The sequence below is a fragment of the Stappia sp. genome (assembly GCF_048261845.1).
GTDB lineage: Bacteria > Pseudomonadota > Alphaproteobacteria > Rhizobiales > Stappiaceae > Stappia.
In genome coordinates, this window is the sequence record NZ_JBLXFR010000007.1 from 72,539 (window position 1) to 88,205 (window position 15,667).

Annotated in this window: 15 protein-coding genes; 6 read left to right on the forward strand and 9 right to left on the reverse strand. The window is 66.1% G+C overall.

What is annotated here, in order from left to right; all coding sequences use genetic code 11:
• The first annotated feature begins 8 nt into the window (after window positions 1-8).
• The 3 genes from ACN0T5_RS05170 to ACN0T5_RS05180 all read left to right on the forward strand — a co-directional run bounded on the left by ACN0T5_RS05170 (window position 9) and on the right by ACN0T5_RS05180 (window position 2,326).
• Window positions 9-239 carry a hypothetical protein gene (locus ACN0T5_RS05170; protein WP_417767551.1) on the forward strand — a complete coding sequence of 77 codons (231 nt, stop codon included), beginning with the start codon at window positions 9-11 and terminating at the stop codon, window positions 237-239.
• A gap of 199 nt (window positions 240-438) precedes the next feature.
• Window positions 439-1,569: a PA0069 family radical SAM protein gene (locus tag ACN0T5_RS05175; protein ID WP_417767552.1), complete on the forward strand. Its 1,131-nt coding sequence runs from the start codon at window positions 439-441 to the stop codon at window positions 1,567-1,569.
• Between the two features lie 97 nt (window positions 1,570-1,666).
• Window positions 1,667-2,326, forward strand: a complete 660-nt coding sequence (locus ACN0T5_RS05180) for a ribonuclease HII (protein ID WP_417767553.1) — start codon at window positions 1,667-1,669, stop codon at window positions 2,324-2,326.
• Window positions 2,327-2,398: 72 nt separating this feature from the next.
• Here ACN0T5_RS05180 and ACN0T5_RS05185 read toward each other — a convergent pair whose 3' ends face one another.
• The 8 genes from ACN0T5_RS05185 to ACN0T5_RS05220 all read right to left on the reverse strand — a co-directional run bounded on the left by ACN0T5_RS05185 (window position 2,399) and on the right by ACN0T5_RS05220 (window position 10,470).
• Entirely contained in the window at window positions 2,399-2,878 is a 480-nt protein-coding gene (locus ACN0T5_RS05185) for an ATP F0F1 synthase subunit B (protein ID WP_417767554.1), read from the reverse strand.
• A gap of 10 nt (window positions 2,879-2,888) precedes the next feature.
• Complete coding sequence (locus tag ACN0T5_RS05190; RefSeq protein ID WP_417767555.1) at window positions 2,889-3,479, reverse strand: F0F1 ATP synthase subunit B; 591 nt, start codon at window positions 3,477-3,479, stop codon at window positions 2,889-2,891.
• Window positions 3,480-3,570: 91 nt separating this feature from the next.
• The gene (locus ACN0T5_RS05195; RefSeq protein WP_067220716.1) at window positions 3,571-3,798 is read right to left on the reverse strand and encodes a F0F1 ATP synthase subunit C; all 228 of its coding nucleotides are present in this window, start codon (window positions 3,796-3,798) and stop codon (window positions 3,571-3,573) included.
• Between the two features lie 79 nt (window positions 3,799-3,877).
• Window positions 3,878-4,636, reverse strand: coding sequence for a F0F1 ATP synthase subunit A (locus tag ACN0T5_RS05200; RefSeq protein ID WP_417767556.1), 759 nt, complete (start codon window positions 4,634-4,636; stop codon window positions 3,878-3,880).
• Window positions 4,637-4,721: 85 nt separating this feature from the next.
• On the reverse strand, window positions 4,722-5,084 hold the full coding sequence (locus ACN0T5_RS05205) for an AtpZ/AtpI family protein (protein WP_417767557.1): 363 nt from the start codon (window positions 5,082-5,084) through the stop codon (window positions 4,722-4,724).
• A 426-nt stretch (window positions 5,085-5,510) separates the two neighbouring features.
• A complete protein-coding gene (gene smc / locus ACN0T5_RS05210) occupies window positions 5,511-8,975 on the reverse strand; it encodes a chromosome segregation protein SMC (RefSeq protein ID WP_417767558.1) in 3,465 nt (1,154 codons plus the stop codon).
• Window positions 8,976-9,059: 84 nt separating this feature from the next.
• Window positions 9,060-9,698 carry a DsbA family protein gene (locus ACN0T5_RS05215; RefSeq protein ID WP_417767559.1) on the reverse strand — a complete coding sequence of 213 codons (639 nt, stop codon included), beginning with the start codon at window positions 9,696-9,698 and terminating at the stop codon, window positions 9,060-9,062.
• A gap of 196 nt (window positions 9,699-9,894) precedes the next feature.
• On the reverse strand, window positions 9,895-10,470 hold the full coding sequence (locus ACN0T5_RS05220; protein WP_417767560.1) for a DUF721 domain-containing protein: 576 nt from the start codon (window positions 10,468-10,470) through the stop codon (window positions 9,895-9,897).
• A 163-nt stretch (window positions 10,471-10,633) separates the two neighbouring features.
• On the opposite strand from ACN0T5_RS05220, the gene ACN0T5_RS05225 reads away from it, so the two are divergent.
• Together ACN0T5_RS05225 and ACN0T5_RS05230 are read left to right on the forward strand one after the other, a co-directional pair.
• Entirely contained in the window at window positions 10,634-11,728 is a 1,095-nt protein-coding gene (locus ACN0T5_RS05225; protein WP_417767561.1) for an A/G-specific adenine glycosylase, read from the forward strand.
• Window positions 11,729-11,948: 220 nt separating this feature from the next.
• Entirely contained in the window at window positions 11,949-12,497 is a 549-nt protein-coding gene (locus ACN0T5_RS05230; protein ID WP_417767562.1) for a 2OG-Fe(II) oxygenase, read from the forward strand.
• Between the two features lie 21 nt (window positions 12,498-12,518).
• Here ACN0T5_RS05230 and ACN0T5_RS05235 read toward each other — a convergent pair whose 3' ends face one another.
• A complete protein-coding gene (locus ACN0T5_RS05235; protein ID WP_417767587.1) occupies window positions 12,519-13,964 on the reverse strand; it encodes an AMP nucleosidase in 1,446 nt (481 codons plus the stop codon).
• 489 nt (window positions 13,965-14,453) lie between these two features.
• On the opposite strand from ACN0T5_RS05235, the gene ACN0T5_RS05240 reads away from it, so the two are divergent.
• Window positions 14,454-15,614 (forward strand): site-specific DNA-methyltransferase, encoded by a 1,161-nt coding sequence (locus ACN0T5_RS05240; RefSeq protein ID WP_417767563.1) that lies wholly within the window; start codon window positions 14,454-14,456, stop codon window positions 15,612-15,614.
• Window positions 15,615-15,667 lie beyond the last annotated feature (53 nt).

The window sequence follows — 15,667 nt, forward strand, 5'->3', positions numbered from 1 at the left end:
GTCTGACCATGAAGAGAACGCTCGTAGCTCTCGCCGCCCTTGCCTTTGCCGGGACGGCCATCGCGCAGGGAGCCAGCTTCGCGGACATCGATGCCGACCAAAGCGGCGACCTGACCTATGCCGAGGTGACGGCGGTCGCGCCCGAAATCACGATGGAGGCCTTCTCCGCAGCCGACGCCGACCGCAACGGTTCACTGTCTGAGGCCGAGTTCGCCGTCCTTGCCGGCAGTGGCGGGTAACCCCCTCCCCGTTCGTCACTGCTGATGCCGCCGCCCCGTCTGGTACGCCAGGCGGGGCGGTCGCTCCTCACCGGTTAAAAACCCCGGGGCATCTGTCCCTGGAAGAGGGTTTCGATGCGGAATCCGGTTCTCAGTCGCTTTTGTTCCTGATATGTTCCAGCCAGATCCATCCAGGACGACAGCGGAGCAGGCGACAGGCATGCGTGCCAAGAAGGTGAAGCCCGACCTTTCCCCGACGAGCGACGGCAAGAGCGACATTGCCGATATAGACGCGCATCGCGGACGCGGGCGCGGAGCCGGCCTCAACATGGCCGGCCGCTACGAGCGCGAGAGCGTCGAGGCCTTCGACGACGGCTGGGGAACCCTTGAAACGCTGCCGCCTTTCAAGACCTTTCTGCAGGAGGAGCGCGCCCGGACGATCATCACACGCAACGAATCGCCCGACATTTCCTTCGACCGTTCCATCAATCCCTATCGGGGGTGCGAACATGGCTGCGTCTACTGCTTCGCCCGGCCGAGCCATGCCTATATCGGCCTGTCGCCGGGGCTGGATTTCGAGACCCGCCTGACGGTCAAGCCGAATGCCGCCGAACTTCTGGAGCGCGAATTGTCGCGTCCCGGATACACACCGCGTACGATCGCCATCGGCACCAACACAGATCCCTATCAACCGGTCGAGCGGGAGCAGAAGCTGATGCGCGACATCCTGACCGTGCTCGACAAGTGCAACCATCCGGTCGGGATCGTCACCAAGTCGGCGCTGGTGCTGCGCGATGCCGACATCCTCGCATCGATGGCCGGGCGAGGTCTGGCGCGTGTCGCCCTTTCGATCACCACTCTCGACCGGAAGCTGGCACGGACGATGGAGCCGCGCGCGGCAACGCCCCAGAAGCGCCTGGACGCGGTCCGCGGCCTTTCCGAGGCGGGCATACCGACCTCGGTGATGGTGGCGCCGGTCATTCCGGCCCTGACCGATTCGGAAATGGAACGGATACTGGACGCCGCTTCGGAACACGGCGCCACCGGGGCCGGATACATCCTGCTGCGACTGCCGATCGAGGTCAGCCCGCTGTTTCGCGACTGGTTGCTGCGCCATCGTCCCGACAGCTACCGCCATGTCATGAACCTGATCCGCTCGATGCGTGGCGGCAAGGACTATGACGCGGAGTGGGGCAAGCGCATGCGGGGAGAAGGGCCCTATGCGAAACAGCTCGCCAACCGCTTCGCGCTCGCCTGCAAACGGCTCGGGCTGAACAGGACGCGCAAGCCGCTTGCAACCGACGCCTTCATCCGGCCGACCGCCGGCGGGGTCCAGCTGCAGCTTTTCTGAGCGTCCTTCGGCAAGCCGGGCCTGGACCATGACAACTTCCCGTGGATGAGGGCGTGCCGCGACTTGCGACGCACCGGCTCGCCGCCGACGATGCGCCATGGTCTTTTCGCTCCAGACGGCCCTGCAACTTGATCTCCCCTCCCGCCTCTCGCCGAGAAAGGAGGCGCGTCTGGCCGCGGATTTCGAGGGCCGGCTTGCCGGGATCGACGAGGCCGGCCGAGGCCCGTGGGCGGGGCCCGTCAGCGTTGCCGCCGTCATTCTCGACCACAGGGCACTGCCCAGGGGGCTGGACGATTCCAAGGCGCTGACCGGACGCGAGCGAGAGCGGCTCTACGACGAGATCCTCGCCAGCGCGACCGTCGCGGTCGCCTTTGCCTCCCCGGCACGCATCGATGCGCTGAACATCCGCGCGGCGACACTGGAGGCCATGACACGGGCGGCACGGGCGTGTTCGACACCTCCCGCCGCGTGCCTGATCGACGGGCGCGACGTGCCGCCGGGATTGCCTTGTCCCGCTCAGGCCGTGGTGAAGGGGGATGCGCGCATCCTGTGCATCGCCGCCGCCTCGATCGTTGCCAAGGTTGCCCGCGACAGGCTGATGACGCGAATGGACGGGATATGGCCCGGATACGGCTTTGCGGCGCACAAGGGCTATGGCACGGCCACCCATGCTGAAGCACTTGCCCGGCTCGGCCCCTGCCCCCTGCATCGCCGGAGCTTCCGTCCGGTGCGCGCCTGTCTGGAAGGCGGGGCCTGAACCGGCGCTGCCCGTCTCAAACGAAAACGGCCCCTTGCGGGGCCGTCTCAATTCACCAGAGATGAAGACGCCTCAGTTGAGACGCGCCTTCACTTCCTCGATGCTCTTGGCCAGAAGATCGTCGCCAACGGCGCCCGAGACCTTCTTGGAAAGGATCGTCTCGGCGGCGGCGATCGCGATGTCCGCGGCACGGCCACGCACCTCGGCAATCGCCTGGCTCTCGGCCTGGGCGATCTTGCGTTCGGCCGCAGTGGTACGGCGCGAAATCATTTCCTCAAGCGCGGTGTTCGCCTCAAGCGTCAGGCGATCCGCCTCGCGCTTGGCTTCCGCGACAATACCCTCGGCCTCGGAAACGGCCTCCTGGCGGCGGCGCTGGTAGTCCGCAAGCAGGGACTGGGCCTCTTCGCGCAGCCGGCGGGCATCCTCGAGTTCCTTGCGGATCGTGTCAGCGCGCTTGTCGAGCGACGCACCGATCGTCGCCGGGATTTTGAAATAGGCGATCAGGCCGAGAAAGATGACGAGGCCGACCAGAGCCCATGCTGAAGCGTCCATCAGGCTGTCCTCACTTCATCGCCGTATCGACGGCCTTGGTAAGTTCGGTCTTGGTCGGCGCCTTGCCGATCAGGGCCTCGACCAGTTCCGACGTGGTGCCGGTGGCGATCTCGCCGACATTGTCAAGCGCGGCGCGCTTGATGTCGCCGATCCGGGTCTCGGCTTCCGCCAGCTTCGCTGCAAGATCGCTTTCGGTCGCGGCCCGGCGGGCATCGACGTCGCTCTTCAGCTTGTCGCGGGTTTCCTGCGCGATCTTGTGCGCGTTGGCACGCGCTTCCGCCAGGGCCTGCTCATAGGCGGCGATCGCGGCGTTGCTCTCTTCGTTCAGACGGTTTGCTTCCGCGATATCGCCCGCGATGCGGTCGCGGCGATCCTCGAGGATGCCGCTGATACGCGGCAGGGCAACCTTGCTCATGATCCAGTAGAGCAGGCCGAAGGTAATCGCCAGCCACAGGATCTGAGACGCGTAAGTGGTTCCGTCGAAAGGAGGGAACGTGCCGACCGAATGCTCGTCGGCCGGGATCTCGATGACAGCGTTGGTGCTGCCGTGTTGGGTCTCGGCGCCGGTCGTGGCCATTATCATCTCCAATGCCGCAGCCATGCTCGCATCGCGCCTCGCGCGAAGCGCCGGCCGGGCGCGTCATGCGCCCGGCCGGAAAATTTGCGTCGCTGACGCAGTTCGACGTCGTGGATCAGACGGCGAAGAGCAGGAGAAGAGCGACGAGAAGCGAGAAAATGCCGAGCGCCTCGGTCACGGCGAAACCGAAGATGAGGCGGCCGAACTGGCCATCAGCTGCAGACGGGTTGCGCAGGGCGCCCGACAGGTAGCTGCCGAAGATGTTGCCGAGGCCGAGAGCCGTACCGGCCATGCCGAGACAGGCGAGACCTGCACCGATGTACTTTGCTGCTTCAGCTTCCATGACACTTGCTCCTTGAGATAAGTTTTTCAGCGACGAAACGACGGCTCCGCCTTATTGCGGAGCCGAACCAAACTGACTTCTAGTGGCTCGGATGCAGCGCATCGTTGAGGTACATGCAAGTCAGAACCGTGAACACGTAGGCCTGCAGGAAGGCCACGAGGAACTCCAGGCCGGTCAGCGCGACCGTCATCGCCAGCGGCAGGATCGAGACGAGCGGGCCGAAGATGCCCAGGCCTTCCGCCGCGATCAGCGAGGTGACGAAGCCGGCGAAGACCTTCAGGGTGATGTGTCCCGCCAGCATGTTGGCGAAGAGACGGACCGAGAGGCTGACCGGGCGCGACAGGAACGAGATGATCTCGATCGGCGTCACCAGGAAGAACAGTGCCGGCGGCACGCCGTCCGGGGTGAACAGCTTCAGAAATTTCACACCGTGCTTGGCGAAGCCGTAGATCATCACGGTGCCGATGACCAGCATGGCCAGCGCGAAGGTGACGATCAGGTGGCTGGTGACGGTGAAGAAGTAGGGGAACATGCCGATCAGGTTGGCGATCAGCACGAACATGAAGAGCGAAAACACCAGCGGGAAGAACCGCATCCCCTCGTTGCCGGCCGAACTTCGCAATGTGTTGGCGACAAACTCGTAGGACATTTCCGCCAGGGACTGCCAGCGCCCCGGGACGAGGCCACGACCACCGGTCGACAGCATCAGGAACGTCGCGACAACGGCCGTGGTGGCGACCATGAACAGGGCGGAATTGGTGAAGGACAGATCGAGGCCACCAACCTCGATCGGGACGAGATTGATGATCTTGAACTGGGAGATCGGATCGTTCGCCACCGGGTCGGCCCCTCTTTAGCGGTCGCATTTCGCGCGCACGCGCCATACCTGTCTGCGCAAAAGCGCCATGATTTCCTGTCTCAAACTATCCGTCGTTCATCCTGTCCTTCTGCTCCGCCATCAAACCGGCGGAACGAAGGACATTCAAAACGCCCGCGACAAAGCCCAACAGCAGGAAAACGATCAAGCCCCAGGGGCTTGTACCGAGACCCTTGTCGAACATCCAGCCGATGGCCGCACCAACCAGAATGCCCGCGACGAACTCCGTCGACAGCTTCATGGCCTGCGCGTAACCCTGGCCCGCACCGGAGGACGCACGCTTGTCCGCCTCGGCGGACTTCGTCGTTCGTTCCTCAAGCGAGCGCACCAGCCGGTTCTTTCGCTCGGACAGTTCCGCTTCCGTGGACCGTTGACCCTTGTCTGGCCCGTTCTCGTCGGGAGACACCACTCGCCGTCCCCTTTCCTAGATACGCACCGGCCCGCGCCACCTGCCCTTGGAAGCCGGGCGCACCATAGTCGGCACCCCAGCACCTGTCAAGAACGCTTGCGATAAGCTTAACGCATTGAATTCAATGCACAAACGGAGACAGAACATGGCGTGCGCGAGCTTTTCCAGCGGAGGGCGCGCGGCGATGTCGCAATGCGGTGCGACGGCCGTTCGTCGCGCCTTGCCATGCAAACCTCCAGCGCGCTGATTCATCGCTTCCGCAACCGCCAGGCCCGATGCCCGCGCAAGCCGCATATCCTTGGGCTTTCCTCGCTTTCCCCCGTTGCACCGGCGTGCCGCATCCCGAAGCCCCGGCGCGCGGGTCGGTTGGAAAGCCGCGAATCGCGCCATTTCCGCAGCCCTCTCGCGCAAGCCTTGCCGATGCCCCTAGCCCGCTTCGCGGAACCGCTCGGCGGTATCCAGATCGACGGACACGAGTTGCGAAACGCCGCGCTCCGCCATGGTCACACCGAACAGGCGGTTCATTCGCGCCATGGTGATCGGATTGTGGGTGATGACGACGAAGCGGGTGGCGGTCGAACGGGTCATCTCGTCGAGCAGGTCGCAATAGCGCTCGACATTGGCATCGTCGAGCGGCGCGTCGACCTCGTCGAGCACGCAGATCGGCGCCGGATTGGTGAGGAAGACGGCGAAGATCAGCGCCATGGCGGTAAGTGCCTGCTCGCCGCCCGACAGCAGGGTCATGGTCTGGGGTTTCTTGCCGGGCGGACGGGCAATGATCTCAAGCCCCGCGTCGAGCGGATCTTCCGCGTCGACGAGCTGCAGCTCGGCCGTGCCGCCGCCGAACAGATGGGTGAACAGGCGCTGGAACTGCGCGTTGACCGTCTCGAAAGCGGCAAGCAGGCGTTCGCGCGCCTCCCGGTTGATATTGGAGATCGCGCCCCGCAGCCGCTTGATCGCCTCGATCAGGTCGTCGCGCTCGCCGACCAGGGTGCCGCGCTGCGTCTCGATCTCGGACAGTTCGTCCTCGGCGCGCAGGTTGACGCCGCCCAGGCGCTCCCGCTCGGCCTTCAGTCTCTCGACCCGCCGCTCGATGCCGTCGGGTTCAGGCAGCGGCGCCCCCTCCTTCAGGCCGGCCAGCCCCGGCAGTTCCGAAACCGCCGCTTCAAGCGCCTCGTCGATCCGTGCCTCGACCTCCTCCTTGCGCCCGCGCGCCGCCGTCAGCCGTTCTTCCGCGCGGATGCGGCGCTCGCGCGCGTCTCCAAGTTGCGAAAGCGCGGTCTGCGCATCCGCATCGGCGGCACGCTGCGCCGTCTCGGCGGCCACCAGAAGATCGTCCGCGGCCCGGCGCGCTTCCTCGGCGGCGGAGATCTCGGACAGCAGCGCGCGGCGCTTCAGTTCGATATCCTCCGGCGCCTCGACCAGCGCGGCGCGCTCTTCTTCCGCCGTTTCGATGCGCTCGCCCAGTATCCCGATCTGCTGGCGCGCGCCGGAGGCACGCTGTACCCAGCTTGCCCGCTCGCGGCCGATCGCCTCCACCCGGCGGCGGCGCATGTCCGCCTCCCGGGCAAGACCCTCGGCGGCAGCCCGCTCGCGCGACAAGGCGGCCCGCGCCTCGGCGGCCTCCGCCCGGGCCGTATCGATCGCGCGCGACAGGTCACCGTCACCTGCAATCTCCGCAAGCGCCGCCTCGGCGGTCTCCACCGCCTCGCGCGCCTCGCCAAGATCGGTTTCCAGCCGCTCGACACTCTCGCGCAGGCCCGCCAGCCTGGCTTCGGCCTCCGCATGGGCCCGCTCAAGGCGCAGCACCTCCTGGCGCGCGGCATCCGCCGCCCCGCGCGCGGCCTTGACCTCCTGGCGGGCAGCGTCCTCCGCCTCCCCCGCGCGCGCAAGCCGTGCACCGGCGTCGTCGAACGCCGCACGCAACCCGGTCAGGCGCTCCCCTCCGGCGGCAATCTCCGTTTCCAGCGCGGCCAGGCGGTTCTTGCGCGCCAGACGCTGGGCAGCAGCCGTCGGCGCGTCGGCCGCGATCGTGAAGCCGTCCCAGCGCCACACGGCCCCCTCCCGGCTGACCAGCCTTTGTCCGGGACGCAGGAGCGGAGCCAGGCGCGCGCCGGCCTCGGCCTCGACGACACCGATCTGGGCAAGCCGCCGCGCCAATGCGTCCGGCGCCTTGATGAAGCCGGCGAGCGCCTCGACCCCCTCCGGGAGGGCCGGGTCGGCTTCGCGCCCCGCCTCGCCAAGGTCCGTCCAGTGCATCGGCGCGTCCCCCCCGAGAGGGGCGTCGAGATCCTCGCCAAGCGCCGCGCCCAGCGCCATCTCGTATCCGGGAACCGCCGACATCGCGTCGACGACCGGCGGCCAGTCGCCAACCTGTCCTGCGGCGAGCACGTCGGCGAGGGTGCGCGCTTCGGTCTCCAGCCGGGAAAGTTCCGCCTCGGCCTCGGTAAGCGGCAGGCGCGCCGCTTCCAGCCCGGTGCGTGCGGACCGCGTGCGCTCCTCGGCCGACAGCGCCAGTTCCTCCGCCGCGTCGAGCCGCTCCTCGGCAACGATCAGCGCCTCGCGGCCCAGTTCGAGATCCGGCGCCCCTTCCAGTTCGTCCTGCAGGCCGGCAAGCTGGGTTGCGGCCTCATCATGCTGGCGGGCAAGCCGTTCGGATCGCTGCCGGGCTGCCTGATGCGCCTCGGCCAGTTGCTGCCGCCTTGCGTGGATCGCGGCCTGTTCGCCGGTCAACGAGGCAAGCCGCTCCTCCGCCGCCTGCACCGCCTCGTTCGCCGCCTCGACCAGCAGCGCCGCCTCCGCAGCACTTTCCTCCTCGGCCAGCGCCTCGCCGCGAAGCTCCTCTTCTTCCTCGGCGAGACGGGAGAGATGCTCGTCGTTTTCGGAGATCAGCGCCTGTTCGCGGGCAATGTCCTGATGAAGCTGCTGCAGGCGCCCGGCAAGATCGGAGAGCCGTTCGCGCACCCGGCGCTCTTCCCCGTCAAGCTCGTTGCGCGCCAGGACGAGCCTTTGCACCGCCGCACCGGCGCAAGCGGCCGCATCGCGCGCCTCCGGCACCTTGTAGGACGCGATCGCCTGCGCCTTGGCCGCTTCCGCCTGCCTGGCCGCCACGTCCCGCATGCCGGCCTCGGCCTCGGCGAACTCCGCCTCCGCGGCCGCCAGCCTGTCGCGGCAGTCGGCCCAGCGCAGGTAATAGAGCGCGGCCTCGGCGGAGCGGATCTCGGCGGACAGGTTGCGGAACCGGCTGGCCTGGCGTGCCTGCCGGCGCAAGCTGTCGAGCTGGCCGTCGATCTGGACGAGCACATCCTCCAGCCGGTCGAGGTTCTGTTCCGCCGCGCGCAGGCGCAGTTCCGCCTCGTGGCGGCGCGAATGCAAGCCCGAGATGCCGGCGGCCTCTTCCAGGATCTGCCGGCGGGAGGTCGGCTTGGCCGCGATCAGTTCGCCAATCTGTCCCTGCCGGACCAGGGCCGGCGAGCGCGCGCCGGTGGAGGCATCGGCAAAGAGCAGTTGCACATCGCGGGCGCGCACGTCGCGGGCGTTGATCTTGTAGTTGGAGCCGGATTCGCGTTCGATGCGCCGCGTCACTTCCAGCATGTCGGCATCGTTGAAGCCGCTGGGCGCCGTCCGGTCGGCATTGTCGAGAAAGAGCGTGACTTCCGCCGTGTTGCGGGCCGGGCGGTTGAGGCTGCCGGAGAAGATCACGTCGTCCATGCCGGACGCGCGCATGTTCTTGTAGGAATTCTCGCCCATGACCCAGCGCAGGGCCTCGACAAGGTTGGACTTGCCGCAGCCGTTGGGACCGACGACGCCCGTCAGGCCGTCGCCGATGATGAACTCCATGGGTTCCACGAAGGACTTGAAGCCGAGGACGCGCAGCTTGTTGAACTTCATGGAAGCAGCGCCGCCGGAAGCTGGCCAGGGGCGCGCGCGAAACGGCGCAGGCCTGCGCCTGTCACGTTTCGCGCCGCAAGCCCCCTAGAGGTATTTCGCGGCTTCCTTGTCGAGCTGCTCAACACTGATCGCACCGCTTACCTTGTTTCCGTTGAAGAAGAAGGTCGGCGTGGAGCTTACGCCGAAGTCCGATGAGGCACGGTCGCGCGTCGCGTTGATCCCGTCAAGCAGAGCCTGATCCGTCAGGGTCTTTTCGAAGCTTTCCTGTGTAAACCCGATCTGCTTGGCGAAATTCAGCAGCGAATTGTAGGGATCGTTGCTGAAGGCCCAGTTGCGCTGCTCGGCGAACATGACGTCGACCACGTCAAAATATTTCTCGTCCGGAACGGATCTGGCGAGCATGAAGGCGGCGGCGGCCACCGGGTCGAGCGGAAACTCGCGGAAAATGAAACGCACCTTTCCGGTCTCGATGTATTCCTTCTTCAGGTGCGGATAGGTGGCCTTGTGAAAATTGGCGCAATGTCCGCAGGTCATCGAGGCATATTCGACGATGGTGAGGGGAGCGCCTTCCTCGCCAAGAACTTTATCCGGCAGAGTTCCAGGTTCGAGCAACTTGTCGAGATCCACCGACTGGGCCAATGCAGGAAGCGCAGAAAGCGCGCAGCCCGCGGCCAAAAGCCCGGCGGAGGAACGGAGGATCATCTGTCGGCGGTTCAAGGTCACGAGCGCTATCCCATCTCAGTGCGTTTGTCGCGAATATGCATCAAGTCCGTGCGCAAAACGGCCCCTGGCCGCAGAAGGCTGTTTATCGCCTTTCACGCAGGCGTCAACCGACACGCAGAATATGGCGTCTTTGGGAGTGCCGGAAGAGCGATCGTCGCTTGCCGATCACAACCTCGCGAGCGGAAAAGCGGCAGCTTCACCGGGACTTGGCGAGCACGGCGCGACCGAGTTTCTCAAGAGCTGCCCCCAACGCCGTTCCTTCGACCGGGCGCAGGACATCCGAAAGTTCCGCCTCTTCCGCATTCGTCAGTGCCCGGAGCCTTGGCGGTGCCTTGCGGCGCGGCGGGGTCAGCGGCCGTTGCAGGATGCGGATCCTCCCGATCGCTGCCCATCCGAAGAAGCCGTTGATCCGCTCGATCACCTGCGGCATGTCGTGGGTCAGCATCAGCGCCGTGGCACCGTCGGTCTGGACGGTGAGGGTGGCCGGGCGCGCCTGCACGTCGGTTTCGTCCCGGTCGCCGCGCTCGCGCGGCCAGTCGAGGCGGGTAGGCTGCACCCGTCCCGCATAGCGCTCGCCGACGATATCGGGCCAGTCCGCGACAAGGTCGGAAGCGGCGAAACCACGCTGCCGGCACGCCTTGTCGAGGCTGGCCCCGATCAGGTCGGCCAGCGGACGCGCGCGCGTCACCCGCCGCGTATAGGGCCGGGCTTGCGTGCCCTGTCCCCGCGCGGTCGGCCGTCCGGACCCTTTTGCCTGCGAATCGCTCATCATTCGAGTGTCACCCGTCAATTGCGACCCTTTTGCGACAAGACAGCCCCAATTCCCCGTTGTTCGAGCCGACAATCGCTGTATGGCCGCGCCAATCCACAAGCCTGCGGGCCCGTGATGCGAAAGGCACTTGAAATCGCGGCTTGCCGCCCGATCCTGTCTGCCGATGACCATGCCGGACCCTGCTTCCTCACCCGATCTCGCTGCCGACCTGCTTGCCTGGTACGATGTCCATGCCCGCGCCCTGCCCTGGCGGGTGTCGCCGGGATCGCGGAAGGCCGGCACGCGCGCCGACCCGTACCGGGTGTGGCTGTCGGAAATCATGCTGCAGCAGACGACCGTCCAGGCCGCCACCCCCTACTTACTCGACTCCCCCGCGCGCTGGCCGCCGGTCGACGATCTTGCCCGCGCCGACGAAGCCGATGTCATGAAGGCATGGGCCGGGCTCGGCTATTACTCCCGGGCCCGCAACCTGAAGGCTTGCGCCGAAACCGTGGCGCGCGAGCATGGCAGCCGGTTCCCCGACAGCGAGGAGGCGTTGCGCGCCCTGCCCGGCATCGGTCCCTACACGGCCGCGGCCATCGCCGCGATCGCCTTCGACCTGCCGGCGACCGTGGTCGACGGCAATGTCGAGCGGGTGATGTCGCGGCTCAGGGCAATCGAAACACCGCTTCCGGCCGCCAAACCGGACATTCGCGCCTTCACCGCCGAACTCGTGCCGCAGGAACGGCCCGGCGATTTCGCCCAAGCCATGATGGATCTCGGCGCCAGCCTGTGCAGCCCCCGCCGTCCCGCCTGCGCCCTGTGCCCCTGGTCGGCGCCTTGCGCGGCGCGTGCGGCCGGCATTGCCGAGACCCTGCCGCGCAAAGCGCCGAAAGCGCCCAAGCCGACGCGACGCGGGATGGCGTTTGTCGTGACCCGCCCCGACGGGGCCGTGCTGCTGAGGAGACGCCCGCCGAAAGGCCTGCTCGGCGGCATGAGCGAACCGCCGGTCAGTGCCTGGGGCGAGGATATCGACACCGGCGACCTTGCCCTCATCCCGGCGGAGCTCGGTCAGTTGAAGCTGCGCTGGACGCGCATTGCCGGCGACGTGCGCCACACCTTCACCCATTTTCATCTCGAGCTGGGGATCTGGCGGGCGGAGGCTTCGGCATCGCTGGCCGTGCCAGGCGGGCACTGGTGGTCGGCGGCGAGCGACCTTGCCGGGGAGGCGCTGCCCACGGTGATGCGCAAGGCGGTGGAAGCCGGCTTGAAGCGGTGAGGCGCCGAGGCCCGCCCCGGTCGTCTGCCACCGTCCGATAGCGGCCGGTGCCGGGGCATGCGGGCCCGGTTCCCCCGCATGCGCGACCCCGTTCCCGCAGCCTGCCGCACCCGGCCGCATCAAAGCCGTTGCGCTTTGCCTGGAACTGCCGCATAGACGCGCGCCCCCGGGTCGCAAGATTTCAAAGGCATGCCCTCAAGCCGTTGCGGAGACTTCGGCCATGTTCACGCATTCCATTCCCGCCCTTTTCTCGGCTCGCGAGGCGGCGGAGATCATCCGCCTTGCCGAAGAAGCCCAGTCGACCGCCGGAGGACTTGTCGGCGGCCTGCACCACCACAATATCCGCCGCGCCGAAATCTCATGGCTCGACGACACGGGAACCGCCGCATGGGTGATGGAGCGCGTCGTCACGGCGGTGGCAAAGGCCAACCGCGAGCATTTCGACTTCGCCATCACGGATTTCAGCGAACGGCTGCAGGTCGCCTCCTATGACGAGAGCATTGCCGGTCACTACGACTGGCACTCCGATATCGGCGACGGCCCGATCGCGCAGCGGCGCAAGCTCACCATCGTCGCGCAACTGAGCGACCCTTGCGGCTATGCCGGCGGCGAACTGGAGATCAACCTCGGGGGCGCGGTGCAGGCGGCGGAGCGCGGCACGGGCGATGCCACGCTGTTTGCTTCCTTCATGCTGCATCGGGTCGTGCCGGTCACGCGTGGGCGCCGCCATTCCCTCACCTGCTGGTGCCACGGTCCGGCCTTTCGCTGAGGCCGGGCGGGCCGACACCTTCTACTGGAACGCGGTCTCGGCGAAGGAGCGAAGCTTGCGCGAATGCAGCCTTTCGCGCGGCATGGCTCTCAGTTTCTCCATGCTGAGGATGCCGATCTTCAGGTGCTGGGCGACCTGCCGCTTGTAGAAATCCGTCGCCATGCCGGGCAGCTTCAACTCGCCATGAAGCGGCTTGTCGGAAACGCAAAGCAGGGTTCCGTAGGGCACGCGGAACCGGAACCCGTTGGCGGCAATGGTCGCCGATTCCATGTCGAGCGCGATTGCCCGCGACTGCGAGAAGCGCTGCACCGGCTCGCGGTGGTCGCGCAGTTCCCAGTTGCGGTTGTCGATGGAGGCGACGGTGCCGGTGCGCATCACCCGTTTCAACTCGTAGCCGGCATATCCCGTCACTTCCTCGACGGCCTTTTCCAGCGCCACCTGGACCTCGGCAAGCGGGGGGATCGGCACCCAGGCGGGAAGGTCCGCGTCAAGCACATGGTCCTCGCGCACATAACCGTGGGCGAGGACATAATCGCCAAGCTGCTGGCTGTTCCTGAGCCCGGCGCAGTGACCCAGCATCAGCCAGGCATGCGGGCGAAGCACCGCCACATGATCGGTGATCGTCTTGGCGTTGGACGGGCCGACACCGATGTTGATCATCGTGATCCCCGACTGGCCGGCGCGGGCCAGGTGATAGGCCGGCATTTGCGGCAGACGCACCGAACGGTCGCCATCGGCGGGTTCCGGCTCTCCCGCCCGCGTCACCACATTGCCCGGCTCGATGAACTGCGTGTAGCCGCTATGCGGGTCGGCGAGCAATTCCTTCGCCAACCGGCAGAACTCGTCCATGTAGAACTGGTAATTCGTCAGGATCACGTAGTTCTGGAAATGCTCCGCCGCCGTCGCGGTGTAATGCTGCAGGCGGTGCAGCGAATAATCGACGCGCGGCGCCGTGAAGGGCGCCAGCGGACGCGGTTGTCCCGGTGCCGCCTCGAACGTGCCATTGACGATGGCATCATCCAGGACCGAGAGATCCGGCAGGTCGAAGACGTCCGCAAGAGGCCGTTGCAGCACCTCGGCCGCCCCCTCCACATGGGTGCCGTCATAGAAGGCGAAATGCAGCGGGATCGGCCGGTCGCCCGTTCCGATCTCGACCGGCACATCGTGATTGCGCACCAGCAGCTCGATCTGTTCCTTGAGGTACTCCGTGAAGAGATCGGGCCGGGTCACCGATGTCGAATGAACGCCGGGGCCCGAAACGAAGCCGTAGGCAAGCCGGCTGTCGACACGCGAATGAGTCGCGGTAACGATGCGGATCTCCGGATAGCAGGCGCGCACCCGCCCTTCCGGTATCTCCCCGGCGAGAAAGGCCCGAAACGCATCGCGCAGAAAGGCCGCGTTGCTTTCGAAAATCTCCTGAAGGCGGGCAACGGCGGCATTTGCGTCGGTAAACGGCTCGAACGGCATCCGGGGCGGTTGATGCAACACCTCCTCGTTTCGCGTCGTCTCCGGTCCCGTGTTTTCCGGTTCCCTGCCTTCCGGTCCCGTGCCGGTCTGAGCGGATTCGATACCCATTCAGTTGCCTTTCTTTTCTCGTTCTTGTTCTGGCGCTCCAGTATGAAATTTTTTCAGGTCCTGAAAAGTTTTTTCAGCCTCGCCCTTCACCAGCGCAACACCCTGCCCGCAAATTAACACTCTCCGGTGACGGGAGATGGCATTTTGCAAGGCGCGACCAACCTGCCCGGGAATTCGGCAGCGCCGTCAGGCCGTTAGGCAAAAACTGCCGGCAAGCTCCCTGCATGCCCCTGTTAACGAAGCGAAGCAGGCAGCGAATGCCGTTCTGTATTGGTAAACATAGTATTGATTCAAATGAGCTTTTTTGTTTGAGCCCTTAACCGCTGATTTACCAAGCCCGGTAACCATGATGCTCGTAATTGCGTGAGGTTCTGCGTCGCAATGAGTGTACAGCGTATCGGGGTGCCCAGCGTGGCACCCCACCCTTCCCGAGACCTTCCTGCCACGCCCGGCGCCGCGCCGAGCGCCGCTTGGCTTGACACCATCCTCAAGGGGGATTGTGTCGCCGCGCTGGAGAGGTTGCCCAAGGACTCCGTGGACCTCGTGTTCGCGGATCCCCCCTACAATCTCCAGCTTGGCGGCGACCTGCACCGGCCCGATCAGTCGAAGGTGGACGCCTGCGACGACCACTGGGACCAGTTCGCCAGCTTCGAGGCCTATGACGCCTTCACCCGCGCCTGGTTGATGGCCGTGCGCCGGGTGCTGAAGCCGAATGGCGGATTGTGGGTGATCGGCTCCTACCACAACATCTTCCGCGTCGGCAGCATTCTCCAGGACCTCGGGTTCTGGATCCTGAACGATGTCGTCTGGCTGAAGTCCAATCCGATGCCGAATTTTCGCGGCAAGCGCTTCACCAATGCGCATGAAACGATGATCTGGGCCTCGCCGTCGAAGGATGCGAAATACACGTTCAACTACGAGGCGCTGAAGACCTTCAACGACGATCTCCAGATGCGCTCCGACTGGAACCTGCCGATCTGCACCGGCACCGAGCGCCTGAAAGACGACGGGGGACAGAAGGTTCATCCGACGCAGAAGCCGGAAAGCCTGCTCTACCGGGTGCTTCTCGCCTCGTCCAATCCGGGCGACGTGGTCCTCGACCCGTTCTTCGGCACCGGCACCACCGGCGCCGTCGCCAAGCGTCTCGGCCGCCATTTCGTCGGCGTCGAGCGAGAGCAGGACTATATCGACGCGGCACGCGCCCGGATCGATGCCGTGACCCCGGCGGAAGAGGCGGCCCTTGGCGTCAGCCAGAGCAAGCGTTCCGCGCCCCGGGTTCCGTTCGGCAACCTCCTGGAGGCGGGCCTTCTCGATCCCGGCGCACGGCTCACCTGTCCGAAGGGACGGCATGTTGCCACCGTCCGGGCCGACGGATCGCTTGCCTGCGGGACGCACAGTGGGTCCATCCACAAGGTCGGCGCCCTGGTCCAGGGGCTGGAGGCCTGCAACGGCTGGACGTTCTGGCATGTGGAGACGAACGGAACCCGACTTCCGATCGACACGCTGCGGGACGCCTTCCGCAAGGCCCAGGCAGCGGCCTGAGCCGTTCAACGATTTTCCAGAGCGCTTCCCCGCGCGAAATTGCCGCCCCCGTC